A 14420-nucleotide genomic window follows, 5' to 3' on the forward strand; every position below is an offset into this window, starting at 1 on the left:
AATCACCTGAAATTTAAACTTGTAGTCCGTAGGGGAATCGAACCCCTGTTACCAGGATGAAAACCTGGCGTCCTAACCCCTAGACGAACGGACCATTTTGTGATTTGGTGATGCAAATATAGAAGTCGTTTTTTTAAATGCAAAATGTCCTGCTGAATTTTTCTTAACAGGCTTAGGTCCCCTCCTCTCTTTGTTCCGCTAAATCAGGCAGTTAGCGATCTCAAAAGTTTTAAAAAAAAATCTAAACCTTTAGCCGTTTAGATAATTATTAAATACAGCAAGAATAAGCCAGAAAGGCTTTTCAGCCACAACGTCTATAATCGACGCTTCTCTTTTTGTTTTAATCTCCAAGAGTTGTAGTTTTGGCACAAATTATAAATTTTTAACCTAATTCATTCACTCCAATGGCAAACATAAAAGTTGCAATTAATGGCTTTGGCCGTATTGGCCGGCTCACTTTTAAAGCTTTACAGGAAAAAGGCGACAATATAGAAATCGTAGCCATTAATGACCTTACCGACACCCTAACCCTTGCCCACCTGCTGAAGTACGATTCGGTACACGGAAAATTTCCGGGTGAGGTAACTGCGGATGCAAACAGCATTACTGTTAATGGTAAGAAAATAAGAGTAACAGCAGAAAGAGAGCCTGCGAAATTGCCTTGGGGCGAATTAGGTGTAGATGTAGTTCTGGAATCTACCGGCCGTTTTACCGACGAACAGAGTGCCAGCGGACACCTTCAGGCAGGTGCCAAAAAAGTGGTAATTTCTGCACCGGCAAAAGGCAATATCCAGACGATTGTACTGGGCGTAAACCAGGAGAAGCTTACCGGAGATGACAAAATTGTATCCAACGCTTCCTGTACCACAAACTGCCTTGCTCCTATGGCCAAAATCCTGAACGATGAGTTTGGCATTGAAAAAGGATATATCAACACCATCCACGCTTATACTGCTGACCAGAACCTGCAGGACGCCCCTCACAAAGACCTGCGTCGTGCACGTGCGGCAGCCATTAACATTGTTCCTACCTCAACCGGTGCAGCCAAAGCAGTAGGTCTTGTACTACCGGAGCTTAAAGGCTTACTCGATGGTATTGCCATGCGTGTTCCTACTCCAACAGGCTCAGTAACTGACTTTACAGTGGTATTGAAAAAAGAAGTTACGGCTGACCAGGTAAATGCAGCCGTTAAGAAAGCAGCTGAAGGCCCAATGAAGGGAATCCTTAAATTTACGGAAGATCCAATTGTATCTTCCGATATCGTTGGCGACCCACATTCATGCATCTTCGATGCTCAGCTTACTGCCGCTACCGGGAACCTGGTGAAAGTGGTAGGCTGGTATGACAATGAAGCCGGATACTCTAACCGTACAGCCGATCTTATTCAGAAACTGGCCAGCATGTAAGCGCAGTATAGAGAAAACTTCTTAACATAGAAAAGGCTGTTCCTGAATTAATAAGGAACAGCCTTTTTACTTTTTGTTTAACCCCATTAATTGCCTTACCTCTATTATACTTTTAGAGTAGTCGCAAAAACGGTTACAGCATCGCCGGTAATCATTACCCGGCTCCCCATAATTTTTACGCCCAGGTTTCCGCCCCTTGCAGAGGCCTGATAGGCTTTTAATTCATTCTTACCAAGCTTCTGCTGCCAGAAATGCGCCAGTTCGCAATGGGCAGAGCCGGTAACCGGATCTTCCGGCACCCCAACATTCGGTACAAAATAGCGGCTAACAATATCAAAAGCTTCCCACTTACCACTACCCCTGGCGGTAATAATAATTCCCTGTCGGCTGTTTTTACTAAGGTAGCCCATATCCGGAGAGGCTTTAGCGACTGCCTCTGCTGAGGGCAGTTCTACAATATCATTTTTGGCTGTACTGGCCATTTCCACCACTTCTCCGAACAGCTGCCGTACCGCTTCCGTTGGTTCCTGCCGTTTTGTTTCCAGCAGCGGAAAGTCCATACAGAGTTGAGCAGAATTTTCACTCGTTACCTGAAGAACTCCACTGCGGGTTTCGAATTTCAGCGCTTCGTTTCTACCAAAGTATTGCTGCTCGAATAGTATATGAGCGGTGGCCAGGGTAGCATGTCCGCAAAGATCTACCTCGCTCGTAGGGGTAAACCAGCGAAGTCGGCTATAGCCATCTTCGGTGCTGACGAAAGCAGTTTCCGAAAGGTTCATCTCAGCGGCTATCTGCTGCATAAGCACATCTGGCAGCGGTTTTTCACTGATGCAAACACCCGCAGGGTTTCCTTTAAACTTTTCTTTCGTAAAGGAATCAACCTGAAATAATTTCATATCCATTGGTAAATAAATTTCAACTTATCTGGTTTAATACCTGTCCTATTGCCGCTTCATTTAAACCGAAAGCACTTTCCGACTCGGCGGCTGCCATTCTAAGCTGTACCTCAAGCCGACGGTTCGCCTGCTGCAGCATTTCATGGTGGTCAAAGGCCATAGGTTCAGGAAGCTTATCCAGGGCAAACCACCTGGCTTCAGCAGCATCGTCGCCCCCGGCCACAACCGGGAGCTGTCCCTGCAATAGACTGATATACCCAATACTCACCGTTCTGTGTCGTGGGTCGCGGTGAAGACCTGCAAAAGCCCCAATCTGTACAAAATGATTTGCCTGAACCCCTGTTTCCTCCAGGAGCTCCCGCTTTACCGCCTCTTCAGGCACTTCATTAATGTCCATAAAGCCACCAGGGAAGGCCCAGCTGCCTTTAAAAGGATCCTGCTTCCTGCGAATCAGCAGCACATGCAACTGTTCATCCGCCAGAGCATAAACAACAGCATCGACTGTTACTGCAGGTCGAGGATAATCATAGGTATAAGCCATTTCTTTCAATTAAGATTTAAATGTATAAATGTCGTTGCTTTAGAGCCGCGCTGCCGGGCTTTCGCCCGGCTTCCTCCCTATTCACTACCGCAACGGCGGCCGCTCCTTACTACAGAAACTACATTCTTTCCATCTGCTCATCGGTCGCATCTATATTATGGTATACTTTCTGAACATCATCGTCATCCTCGAGCACCTCTATTAGTTTGTATACTTCTTCAAAAGCCTCATCATTGAGCGGAATCCTGTTTTGCGGAATTCTTTGTAACTCCGCATTCTCTGCTTCAATATTTAAGTCATCCAGCTTACGTTGTACGGCACCAAAATCTTCCATGGCACAGCTTAGGTGCATATACCCATCTTCCACCTCTACTTCTTCTGCTCCCGCATCTATTATTTCGAGGGTTAGCTGGTCAATGTCGGCTCCATCCGGGAGTTTAAAATTAAATATTCCCTTCCGGTCAAAAATAAACTCGAGCGATCCGTTGGTCCCGAGGCTGCCGCCGTTTTTGCTGAATGCAGAGCGGACATTGGCGACTGTACGGTTAATATTATCGGTCATGGTTTCCACGAATACGGCTACCCCATGGGTGGCATAGCCTTCATAACTTGCCTCCGTATAATTCTCAGAGTCAGCTCCTGAGCCTTTCTGGACTGCCCTTTCAATGGTATCTTTAGGCATATTGGCCCCCTTGGCATTATTTATTGCCAGGCGCAGGCGCGGATTGGCATCCGGGTCCTCACCTCCTTCCTTGGCCGCTACGGTAATTTCTTTTATCAGCTTCGTAAAAATTTTTGAGCGTTTTGCATCCTGGGCTCCTTTCCGTCTTTTAATATTCGCCCATTTACTGTGTCCTGCCATAATTTTTCTGTTGCTTTAAAAGATAATCAAATTTAACTAATTTTTCTTCCGGCTGCCATCCATTTCCCGCTTTAGGCCTTCTCTGGCTTTATTTGCTTTCGTTTATACTGAATGTTGAGAATTACCCCTGCCAGCACGAGCAGCATACCCAAATAACTAAATGGATGAAAACTTTCTTCAAAAACAAAATAGCCGAAACCAATGGCATACAGGATACCGATATAGTTGAGACTGGCTACTTTACTAAGCTCCTCCAGCTGGTAAGCTTTGGTCATAAAATACTGGGCAAACTGGGTAAGTACTCCTATTAAAATGAGGTAGAACCACTCAATCCCCTGGGGTTGCTCCCAGTTAGCCCATACATAAAAACCGGTAAGCGGCAGCGTTACCAGGGGGAAGTAGAAAACAATTACCAGTGGATGTTCGGTTGTATTAAGCTTCCGGATAATGTTATAGGCAAGCCCGGCAAAAAAGCCAGCCCCTATCCCTAACAGCAGGTAAAGATTTGTAACCCTGGGATCGAAGCCTTTTATTACCAGCACCCCACCAAAGGCCATGGCAAAAAAGAGAAACTGAAGTGGCTTTACCTTCTCTCTCACGAGAAAAATGCCTAGAATGGTGGTAAACACCGGCGAAAGGTACTGCAGGGTTACCGCACTGGCCAAAGGGATATTCTGGAGTGTAATAAAGTAACAAACCAGGGCCAGGGCCCCTGCCGCCCCTCTCAGGATCAATAATTTTTTATTATTGCCAAACACCGACACCTGCTGTGATTTCAGTGCCACATAGCTCATGAGGAGGGAAATGACAGAACGAAAAAAAATGATTTCGATAGCCGGAATATGAGGCACCAGCTTAACCAGTACATTCATACATGTAAAAAGCAGGGTAGCAAGGAGCATATAGCCCATCCCTCTAGAAATTACCATAAAGCCTTTTATATTTGGCCTGCAAAAATAGCCATTTAATCTCCCGCCAAAAAGAGAGCGCCCTCCTTTTCAGAAAAGCGCTCTTCAGTACAATAATCTCTTTGCCTGCACCAGATTCAGTTATCTTTTGGACCATTTAACCTTATCCATGGAAGGGGTACTCAACCCTCAGTCTCTTTTCTCCGGCAGGCACATCTATTGGTACTGCTGAATAAAAAGCCCACCGGCCCCTTTAACAAAATTTAGAGGAGGCATCAGAACTTCGGAACTTCCACATAAAAAGTGGTTCCTTTTTCTTCTTCACTTTCAAACCAAATGTCGCCGTTATGCATTTTCACAAGGGTCCTGATGAGGTGCATGCCTAAACCAACCGGCCGTTCTCCCCTCATCCCAGGCCTCCTTGCTTTAGTGAATTTATCAAATATGTAGGGCTTCAGTTTATCAGGTATACCTATACCATTATCTTCAAATGTCAGAAGAACCGTTTCTCCCTTATCCTTCACTGAAATTGAAATTCTACCATCATCAGCTGTAAATTTGTACGCATTGGACAGGATGTTTTCAACCACCAGCATAAAACGCAGCACATCTACCTCAACGTAAACCGCCGGTTCTGAGGCATCCAGTATAATTGTTTTCTGCCTATCCCGCAGATGAAAGGTATCTACCTGATTTTGCAAGCGGGCCACGATATCGACGCGACTCTTCCGGAGGGGCATAGCCTGGGATTCCAGGTATTCCATATCCAGAATCTCCCGAATCAGCTCAAGGGAATTATTACAGGTGACATTTATGATTTTAAGTAATCGTTCCACATCCTCCTCTTTACTATTTTTAAACTCCTTTTCAAGCAATAAAGAAGACATTTTAATGGTATTGAGCGGTGCCCGCAAATCGTGTCCAAGAATTTGCAGCACAACATCCTTCTGCTCTTTTACGGTGTAAAAGTTCAGTTCGGCTTCCTTGCGTTCGGTAATGTCCTCGACAAATGCCACAAACTGGGGCTGTGGGCTTTTCGCTCTTACGCCATAGCCTTTTAACTGGACCCACTTGGTTTTCTGTCCCGGCAGGAGCAACCTGAAATCCAGTTTAATAAAGGGAGAAGATGGTTTTACTTCCGGCTGCTTACTTTTAACATACTCCTGGTCATCCGGATGGATTATCTCCAGCAGCTTTTCTGGTTTTGAAATTACCTCTTCCTGGGAGAGTCCCAGTAATGCTTCAACAGCCTTATTTACAAAAGAAATAGTGTTTTCCTTAAAATCGAATACAAAAATACAATCGGGCGATCCTTCCGAAATTTCTCTAAAAATATCTGTTTCGCTACTCATTAACACTTCAATTACTCATTATACAAGCCTCCAAAAAGAGGATAATCAACTATAGAGCTTCATCATTTCCTGCAGTGGCATAGGGAGGCGCATTATTTTATAAGCTGCAGACTAAAGTATTACCCCATCTTCCATTACATATTTCTGATCGGCCATATCTGCCAGTTCATTATTATGGGTTACAATAACAAAAGTCTGGTTGGTTTCTTCCCGAAGCTGGAAAAAGAGGCTGTGCAGGGAATCGGCACTGGCCGAATCGAGGTTACCGCTGGGTTCGTCGGCAAAAACTATGGAGGGTTTATTTATAAGGGCCCTGGCAACGGCTACACGCTGCTGCTCTCCACCACTTAACTGTCCGGGTTTATGATGAATACGCTTAGCCAGGCCCAATCGCTGCAGCAAAGCTTCGGCTTCGGCTTTCACTTCTTTGTCGGACCGGTTACCGGCAATAAAACCGGGAATGGCTACATTTTCCAGGGCCGAGAACTCGGGCAGGAGGTTATGAAACTGGAATATAAAACCGACATGCTGATTTCTGAAGCGGGCCAGCTGGTTGGGTTTCTGGTGAGTATGAACGGCTTGCCGGTTGAGGTAAAGCTCTCCCCCGTCAGCCAAATCCAGGGTACCCAAAATATGCAACAATGTACTTTTACCCGCACCGGAGGCTCCTACAATGGAGACAATCTGCCCTTGCTGCACCTCCAGCGACACACCCTTTAATACCTGTAAACTTCCGTACGATTTGGTAACATTAATGGCTTTCAGCATAAAAAATCTGCTTTTACTCTGGCTTTCAATGGTTAGCCACGATTGAAACACGTGAACAGGAGCCTGGTTCAGATTACAGCAGAGCGTATGGCTTCATACTTCAAATTGGAAACTACTGCCTGCAATTAATTAAAAGATGAGCTCCATCCTCACAAATCACTCCCAAACATACGCAATTCCTCCCGCTAAATATTCACAGAAACGCAATTTTATGAAGCAGGACCGGTGCCACTTAATCCGGTTCAGGCTTGAAAAGCTGCCACAAAAGCCTTACATTCGTGCAAAAATTTTTATCAGGAATGAATATACACGAATACCAAGCAAAGGAAATCCTTAAGAAACACGGCGTTAAGGTGCAGGAAGGCTATGTAGCTGAAACTGCCGAGGAAGCCAGGCAGGTAGCGCAAAAGCTGAATACCGAAACAGGTACCAGCTGGTACGTTATCAAAGCCCAAATCCATGCCGGAGGCCGCGGAAAAGGTAAAATCCAGCAGACAAATTCGAATGGTGTAGTCTTAGCCAAGAGCCTCGACGAAGTGCCTGAAAAAGCAAAGAACATCCTCGGAGGAACTCTCGTTACGCACCAGACAGGTCCTGAAGGTAAAAAAGTAAATAAAGTGCTCATTGCGCAGGATGTTTATTATCCTGGCGACAGCGAGCCAAAAGAATATTACCTGAGCGTGCTGCTCGACCGCGCAAAAGGCTGCAATGTTATAATGGCCTCAACCGAAGGCGGTATGGATATTGAAGAAGTGGCAGAGAAAACACCTGAAAAAATTCATAAAGAGTGGATTGACCCTGCCATTGGCCTTCAGCCATTCCAGGCCCGCAAAGTAGCTTTTGCTCTTAGGCTGGAAGGAAAAGCATTTAAGGAGATGGTGAAATTCATTGGCAGCCTTTACGAAGCCTATGTAAGCACCGACTCTTCCATGTTCGAGATCAACCCTGTGTTAAAAACTTCAGATGATCAGATTCTGGCAGTAGATGCAAAGGTTAACCTCGACGACAATGCCTTGTTCCGCCATAAAGACCTGGCCGACCTTCGCGACCTTTCTGAGGAGGATCCACTGGAGGTAGAAGCAGGTGAAAGCGGCCTTAACTATGTGAAGCTCGACGGAAACGTTGGCTGTATGGTAAATGGTGCCGGCCTTGCCATGGCAACTATGGATATTATTAAGCTAAGCGGTGGAGAGCCTGCAAACTTCCTCGATGTAGGCGGTAGCGCCAATGCGCAAACGGTAGAAGCCGGTTTCCGCATCATCCTGAAAGATCCGAACGTAAAAGCTATCTTAATTAACATCTTTGGCGGTATTGTTCGTTGCGATCGTGTTGCCAATGGTGTAGTGGAGGCCTACAAGAAAATTGGTGATATTAAAGTACCAATTATCGTTCGTCTGCAGGGGACCAATGCCGAAGAAGGTGCTAAAATTATTGAAGAAAGCGGCCTGAAAGTAAAATCAGCTATTTTACTGAAAGATGCTGCCGAGAGAGTAGAAGAAGCACTTGCTTAAACTCCTTTCTTTATCAAAAAAAGGTCACCAGAACTGAAGTCTGGTGACCTTTTTTTTCTCCGGCCAACATCTATTTTTTTGGTGGTTCCGGCTGGGCTTTTACATAATCGAAGTTAAGTAGCTTTGTCAGGCTGTTGCGGTGGGCATCAAAAGAGAAGTCTCCATCCTCGACCTTATTTTCCACCAGTTCATCATGTCCTAACAGCATTTGCCGCTTAATTTTATCGGGCTCCTCTTCCCGCGAATGATACAGGGCCACATAATCTTTGGTAGTGTAGTCGATATGGTGCATCATTCCATTTAGCTTATCCACCACTTCCGGCTCTGCGCGCCCGGCAAAACCTAAATATTTAAAATCCTGATTTTCTTCTGTTTGGTGGCGCCAGAATTCGTCCTCTACTTTTTTTCTAAAGGCATTCTCTGCCTTATTGTCTTCGAAATGATATAATAATACGTAGTTTTCCATTAGCTCTATAGTTTTGATATTCAGACTATTACCTCTAGTAATAGTACGACCACATACTCTTTATGTTTATCCGAAAACCAGTTTGGAGATGTATTCCGCCCCAACAGCCTATCCAATGTAACTGCTTCCAATGCCCTCCGCCCCTTAACTTCAGAACGGATAAGAACTATTTTTTCACCTGAGCAGGAACTATATCTGTCTCCTGTAAAGCATGTAAAAGCTTTGCTTCCGTTAAGGGTTTCTCTATAGTACAGGAAATACCCATCTGCTGTAAATCCCCCTTTTCTTCACCTGAAAAGCCTTCCATAGAGCTTAAAAGGCATATTTTAGAGGGAAAATGAAAAAGTAAATCCCTGAGCTGCTGTATCAGTTCCCTTTCACCCACCAGCATTTTGGTGCTTATAAACAAGCTAACAGACCCGCTACGGGAAGAATTAAGGGCATTTATGAATTCCAGAACTTCCTCCATATTAGTAAAAAAATGAGATAGCCCCTTGAAATTGATTGCCTCCAGCAGGCTTTCAGCTAAAAACAGGCTAATTTCATCACTTTCAATAAAAATAATCTGATCCTGCTTTTTCATGTGCTCCATATTTAAGATGAAAAAATGATGGTGAATTCCTCCGGACTGTTATAGAAAAGTGACAAAAGTCTTTTCACTCAGCACCTGCACGTTTTCTTTTCAGCCGGAAAAAAGCACAGCGCCCGCAAAAGGAGGCGCTGTACTCTTTTTAAGGAAACCAAATAGAAATTTACAGACAAGGTCTACTGGTTTAAACCCCGCTTTTTTTTACTTTAGACTTATAAACTATCGTTCCATTTCTTCCGTGGCCTGTTCTTCTACCACTTCACCATCTTCATTAATCGCCAGTACAAGATCCGGCTGTCGGTCACTGACTTTCTCAATTTCTACCCCCTCAAAGACCGCAGCAGTTTTTTCACCTGATTTTTCTACCAGTTCAAATTCATAGATTACAGGCTCCGTCCCAATTTCTGTCGCAAGTTTATAAACTGCCACTAATTCCAATTCAGCTGGGGCGGCTTCCTGATAAGCCTCCCTGACCACAATAGGAAGTGAGGCAAGTTCAACTTCTGTCCGGCCGACCTTATCCCCGGATACCATTCTTTCTTTTACTACTTCCTGTTCCTCAGTGGTTCCTGTCTCAACAGAACTTCCTGTTTGGGCACAGCCAATAGAAACACTAAATCCAACAGCTAAAAGGCTTAAAAATATCTTCTTCATCATTCTAAAAATTTATAAACATCAAAAATTCTTTCTGTCTGTATGGATAAAATAACCATGCCAGAAACCTACCCAAACCACAAACGCTTGTTTTACAGCATATTATCATAAAAATCAACAATAACTTTTTTTGTATAACGGGAAAAAGTCCCCAATGTGGGGAAACTTTCTTCATTAAAAGTGTGGAAGTATGGCGTTCTTTTGCCAGCTAAAGCAAAAAGGCCTATTCGCAGAAGATCCAGTTTTTACTGTTTTCCCGGTTAAGATGGCAGGAAAAGTGCCTAGGAGAGGAAAATTTATACTACCTTTTATAGCAAGGCCAACTTTTTCAGAATCCCGATTCTGGTTTACCTTTACCAGAACCAGCCGGTCCAAAAAAGTAAATCTGTAAGTTATTTGCTCCTAAGCAATGGCGTGGAGGTTAAGAGAAAATTTAAAACATACTATTGAATTCTTTTACACCTTCAAGATGTCAATGTAGGCGGACCGTTAGAGCAGACACGGATATTTTTAAGAAAAAAGCAGCTTCTTTTTAAACAGCAATTACAGATAAACTTATTATTAATTTAATAAAGTTGATTCCATTATAAATATTTTTTTTACTTAATTAAAACTTTTATTACAGGCCATTCATCAATTTACCAGCCCTAATCTATCATTCTCATCTTTCTCATAACAAAAATTAATAGTTCTTAAAGCAAATTGTCTATCAGCAATTTATTTATCCTTTAGCTTCTTTCAGCCGCTATTATTCATTCCACTTATTCTTACATAAACTTACATACACCAAAACCAGAGAAGAAAACCATCCGCATTTTCCCTTCGTACATGGGCCAGTAGCAAAATTTATTTTCTATACTTTTCAAACTCATTTCATGAAACTCATTTCTAATTTAGGAAGACAGCCCGAGTTCGGCGAAGAGGTTAATAATGCCATAACTTTTTCGAACTGGATAAGCCTGCTGATTGTAGGTGCCTCCCTGGGCTGTACCATTCTAAGTTACAGTCTATCTGCTGAGCTTGTAATAGTCAGCTGGCTATTCACTTTTATTAATGCTTCCTGCCTGTTTTTAAATGCCGGAGGTCACTTTTTCAGCTCCCGATATATAATAAGCATAGCTCCTAGTTTGTACCTGGCCATTCTGCAAATAGCCATCAAGTTGCCTGACCAGAAAATGGTGGTAGCCGTCTTACTTATTCAAACAGGTATGCTCACCGTTCCGTGGATGATGTTTCGCTTTAAAGAAAAAGCCGGCCTTATTTTCGTTAACCTCCTCAATGTGGCGCTGATTCTCTTCAGCATTTACTTACCAGGTCAGAACACCTCAGGAATGGATAATAGTATTTACCATTTAGGAATAGGAACCGATTTTGGGTTACTCATTTCGGTTTTCGGCACTATTAGCATAACCGCTCTTGCCAGAGGAATGCAGCAGAAGGCTCAGGAGAAAAACCAGCACCTGCTCGTGGAGATGGAAGAGAAAAACAGCAAAATGGAAGACGATCGTAAAAAAATGGAGGAATACATTCTCCAGGTTGAAGAGGCGCAGGCACAAGAAAAAAAGCGCCGCTGGATTAGCCAAAGCCTGCAGGAGCTAGGAGAAATCGTGCGATACCAGAACAACGAACAGGAAATTTTCGATAAGGTCATCAGTAAAATAGTTAAAACCCTTGGCGGCAATCAGGGCTCTCTTTACCTGCTAGAGGAGCTGGATGGAAAAAAGCGGATTCAGCTAAAAGCCTGCTATGCCTATAACCGTAAAAAGTTTGTTTCTCAGTATCTGGAACCTGGCGAAGGACTGATTGGGCAGTGTTACCTTGAAAAGGAAGCTATTTATTTAACGGACATCCCCCAGGGTTACACCTATATCACTTCCGGCCTGGGAGAAGCTACCCCTAACTCTCTGATGATTATTCCCCTCATGTTTAACGGCAGAGTGGAAGGGATAATTGAGCTCGCTTCCTTCTCATTAGCAGAAGAACATCACCATGAATTTCTGGAAGGGGTAAGCAGTTTATTAGGCAACTTCATCTACAACGAGCGCCTGCTCAATAGCCATTTCTCCATCAGAGAAGAAAAGGCTGCCCGACACTTTCCGGAACCCCGTATGCTTTCGCCAAAGAAAAAGATCGAGGCTGTGCCGGCATAACCTATCATCATTATTTTCTCCGGAAAATCCTTGCCTCCACCTAATTGGCAAATAAATAATACTCTTTTACTTAACCGTAAATACTATGCGTACATCTTTACCCCTTGAAGTTACCAGGCCATCCAAAGAAGAAATATTTATTCTGCTCGACCAGCTGCTCCTAAAGGAAGGGCCGGAACCGGAAGAATATGAAGCGCTCAACTATGCACTCAACTCCTTACCAACCCTCCTTAAAAGCGGGGAAATTAAAGCCGGGGAATTACAGGAAATAATGGATAACTGTCCTTTCCTTCAATCTCCTGAAAGTATAATGGGCCATATTAAACACAAGCCTTTCGGCTATGCAGGTGATTATTCCATTATTGACCGGATTTATCTCAGAGATGTGTCTTCTCAATACAGCAAATGGGATGACTTTACCATTAATCATCCTGCTGCTGAAGCAGTACGAAACCGCAAGGATTACTTCCTGAAATTGATGCAGCAGAAGCTAAACTCCTCTGCTCCTTTACGGCTGTTAAATGTTGCCAGCGGACCCGCCCGGGACCTTTGCCAACTTTACGCTGCTAGTGATCCGGAGAGCCTGCAGAGCACCTGTATAGAATATGATAAAAGGGCTATCACCCATGCACAGAAAGTGTGCGACCATTTTCTGCAGCATATTTCCTTTATCAATGAAAATATTTTCAGGTTCGATACGGAAGAGCAGTACGAAGTAGTGTGGTCGGCGGGCCTTTTCGATTATTTCGACAACAGAACCTTTGTAAGGATTCTCAGGAAGCTGATAAAATGGACCGCCCCGGGTGGAGAGCTTATTGTCGGGAACTTCTCTAACGACAACCCCAGCAGGGCTTATATGGAAATTTTCGGCGACTGGCACCTGCAGCACCGGAGTCCGGGAGAACTAAAGCTCCTGGCCCTGGAGGCGGGTGCTTTACCGGCTCAGGTAATGGTAGATACAGAGCCTTTAGGCATTAACCTGTTCTTACGAATCAGGAAAGATTAATCCTCTTCTCTTTCTGTATAGCCTGCTGGGTCATTCAAAGCTCAGCAGGCTATTCCTTTTACTAACTCTTCAACAGGCCCGGCCATCTCTTTACCAGCAGGTAGCTCCAAAACAAATGTCCATTCTTTTTATAAACTCCCGAGCTCTTTTCTACTCGAACAAGAATACCTCTAGAGCGTTTTGTTTGCAGTTTAGCTTTTACAGAATTAAAACTCAACAGAAAAATGACTGCTTTAGAAATTGTACAACAGTATTATAATGCCTTTAACCGGGAGGACTGGGAAGGAATGCTGACTTTGGTTCATCCCAATGTACGACATGAACCTAACCAGAGTGAAGAGCCAAGAATTGGGCTGGTAAAATTCACTCAGTTTCTTCAGCACATGGATGCCTCCTATGAAGAAGAGCTTACTGATATGGTGTTCTTTACAGAGGACAAAGGAAACAGAGTGGCTGTTGAGTTTGTGGTAAACGGAGTATACAAAAAGGCAGAAGCGGGGCTTCCGCCGGCACGCAACCAGCAATACCAACTACCTGCCGCCGCTTTTTTAGAGGTAAAGGAAGGAAAAATCTTCCGGATTACTACCTATTACAATCTTACCCTCTGGATAAAGCTGGTTTCCTCCTAACCCACTCCTAAACAATGGATAAGTTAACCTTTACCAGCAAGAAAGGCAGGGAAATTGAAAGTGTTTTCGATGATTTAGCCAGATTGCGAATTATGGTATTCCGCGATTACCCCTACCTCTATGAGGGCTCTGTGGATTATGAAAAAGAATACCTCGCCACCTATATTCACTCGGAAAGGGCTTTCCTGTTTGGAGTATATGATGGTTCCCAAATGGTAGGTGCCACCACCTGTATACCATTAAAGGATGAAATGCCTGAAGTGAGGCAACCATTTGAGGAAGCGGGATTGGAGGTTGATAAAATCTTTTATTTTGCGGAAAGTATCCTGCTGCCTTCCTACAGAGGAAGGGGCTTCGGACATCGGTTTTTTGATGAGCGGGAAGCACATGCCCGCTCTTTTGGCTGTTATACCAAAGCCTGCTTTCTATCTGTCGAGAGGCCTGCCCACCACCCTCTAAGACCAGCCGCTTACCGCTCCAATGAAGCCTTCTGGCAGAAAAGAGGTTATAAGAAGGAGCCTTCCATTCGGGCAACCATGGAATGGCCCGATATAGGCGAAAAGAGGAGCAGTCCTAAATATTTAGTTTGCTGGATGCGAGAGCTGTAAAACTGAAAGAATCTTTAGCAGGAGCTTTTAGCAGCTAAATTTCCCCTAAAATTAATTCTCCTGCACCATTTGTT

15 protein-coding genes and 1 tRNA gene are annotated in these 14420 nt (G+C 44.0%); 6 read left to right on the top strand and 10 right to left on the bottom strand.

Translation table 11 applies throughout. The features are described 5' to 3' along the window. Window positions 1-22: 22 nt before the first annotated feature. Window positions 23-94 (bottom strand) — tRNA-Glu (locus F752_RS0106045). A gap of 310 nt (window positions 95-404) precedes the next feature. Between F752_RS0106045 and gap the strand changes: the two genes are divergently transcribed. Continuing rightward, entirely contained in the window at window positions 405-1406 is a 1002-nt protein-coding gene (gene gap, locus F752_RS0106050; protein WP_017730837.1) for a type I glyceraldehyde-3-phosphate dehydrogenase, read from the top strand. Window positions 1407-1510: 104 nt separating this feature from the next. Here the strand turns inward: gap and F752_RS0106055 are convergent, their stop codons facing one another. The 6 genes from F752_RS0106055 to F752_RS0106085 form a co-directional block, all read right to left on the bottom strand. Next, on the bottom strand, window positions 1511-2302 hold the full coding sequence (locus F752_RS0106055; RefSeq protein WP_152425049.1) for a PhzF family phenazine biosynthesis protein: 792 nt from the start codon (window positions 2300-2302) through the stop codon (window positions 1511-1513). Between the two features lie 19 nt (window positions 2303-2321). After that, window positions 2322-2843, bottom strand: a complete 522-nt coding sequence (locus F752_RS0106060; protein WP_040664410.1) for an NUDIX domain-containing protein — start codon at window positions 2841-2843, stop codon at window positions 2322-2324. Between the two features lie 118 nt (window positions 2844-2961). Continuing rightward, a complete protein-coding gene (locus F752_RS0106065) occupies window positions 2962-3705 on the bottom strand; it encodes a YebC/PmpR family DNA-binding transcriptional regulator (RefSeq protein ID WP_017730840.1) in 744 nt (247 codons plus the stop codon). 71 nt (window positions 3706-3776) lie between these two features. Further along, complete coding sequence (locus F752_RS0106070; RefSeq protein ID WP_017730841.1) at window positions 3777-4634, bottom strand: DMT family transporter; 858 nt, start codon at window positions 4632-4634, stop codon at window positions 3777-3779. A 254-nt stretch (window positions 4635-4888) separates the two neighbouring features. Then, window positions 4889-5965 carry a PAS domain-containing sensor histidine kinase gene (locus tag F752_RS0106080; RefSeq protein WP_017730843.1) on the bottom strand — a complete coding sequence of 359 codons (1077 nt, stop codon included), beginning with the start codon at window positions 5963-5965 and terminating at the stop codon, window positions 4889-4891. A gap of 111 nt (window positions 5966-6076) precedes the next feature. After that, a complete protein-coding gene (locus F752_RS0106085; protein WP_017730844.1) occupies window positions 6077-6733 on the bottom strand; it encodes an ABC transporter ATP-binding protein in 657 nt (218 codons plus the stop codon). Window positions 6734-7032: 299 nt separating this feature from the next. Here F752_RS0106085 and sucC point away from each other — a divergent pair, with 299 nt between their 5' ends. Continuing rightward, window positions 7033-8244: an ADP-forming succinate--CoA ligase subunit beta gene (sucC, locus tag F752_RS0106090; protein ID WP_017730845.1), complete on the top strand. Its 1212-nt coding sequence runs from the start codon at window positions 7033-7035 to the stop codon at window positions 8242-8244. Between the two features lie 70 nt (window positions 8245-8314). On the opposite strand, the gene F752_RS0106095 is transcribed toward sucC, so the two are convergent. The 3 genes from F752_RS0106095 to F752_RS0106105 all read right to left on the bottom strand — a co-directional run bounded on the left by F752_RS0106095 (window position 8315) and on the right by F752_RS0106105 (window position 9956). Next, window positions 8315-8710 carry a hypothetical protein gene (locus F752_RS0106095; protein ID WP_017730846.1) on the bottom strand — a complete coding sequence of 132 codons (396 nt, stop codon included), beginning with the start codon at window positions 8708-8710 and terminating at the stop codon, window positions 8315-8317. Window positions 8711-8876: 166 nt separating this feature from the next. Further along, a complete protein-coding gene (locus tag F752_RS0106100) occupies window positions 8877-9293 on the bottom strand; it encodes a hypothetical protein (RefSeq protein ID WP_152425050.1) in 417 nt (138 codons plus the stop codon). A gap of 225 nt (window positions 9294-9518) precedes the next feature. Then, on the bottom strand, window positions 9519-9956 hold the full coding sequence (locus F752_RS0106105; protein WP_017730848.1) for a hypothetical protein: 438 nt from the start codon (window positions 9954-9956) through the stop codon (window positions 9519-9521). 872 nt (window positions 9957-10828) lie between these two features. Here F752_RS0106105 and F752_RS0106115 point away from each other — a divergent pair. From F752_RS0106115 to F752_RS0106130, 4 genes are all read left to right on the top strand, one after another. After that, entirely contained in the window at window positions 10829-12103 is a 1275-nt protein-coding gene (locus F752_RS0106115; RefSeq protein WP_017730850.1) for a GAF domain-containing protein, read from the top strand. Between the two features lie 85 nt (window positions 12104-12188). Next, window positions 12189-13109, top strand: coding sequence for an SAM-dependent methyltransferase (locus tag F752_RS0106120; protein WP_017730851.1), 921 nt, complete (start codon window positions 12189-12191; stop codon window positions 13107-13109). A 224-nt stretch (window positions 13110-13333) separates the two neighbouring features. Continuing rightward, on the top strand, window positions 13334-13738 hold the full coding sequence (locus tag F752_RS0106125; protein WP_017730852.1) for a nuclear transport factor 2 family protein: 405 nt from the start codon (window positions 13334-13336) through the stop codon (window positions 13736-13738). Between the two features lie 14 nt (window positions 13739-13752). Further along, a complete protein-coding gene (locus F752_RS0106130) occupies window positions 13753-14346 on the top strand; it encodes a GNAT family N-acetyltransferase (RefSeq protein ID WP_017730853.1) in 594 nt (197 codons plus the stop codon). The last annotated feature ends 74 nt before the right edge of the window (window positions 14347-14420 follow it).

This window comes from Nafulsella turpanensis ZLM-10, from assembly GCF_000346615.1.
GTDB classification, from domain to species: Bacteria; Bacteroidota; Bacteroidia; order Cytophagales; family Cyclobacteriaceae; genus Nafulsella; species Nafulsella turpanensis.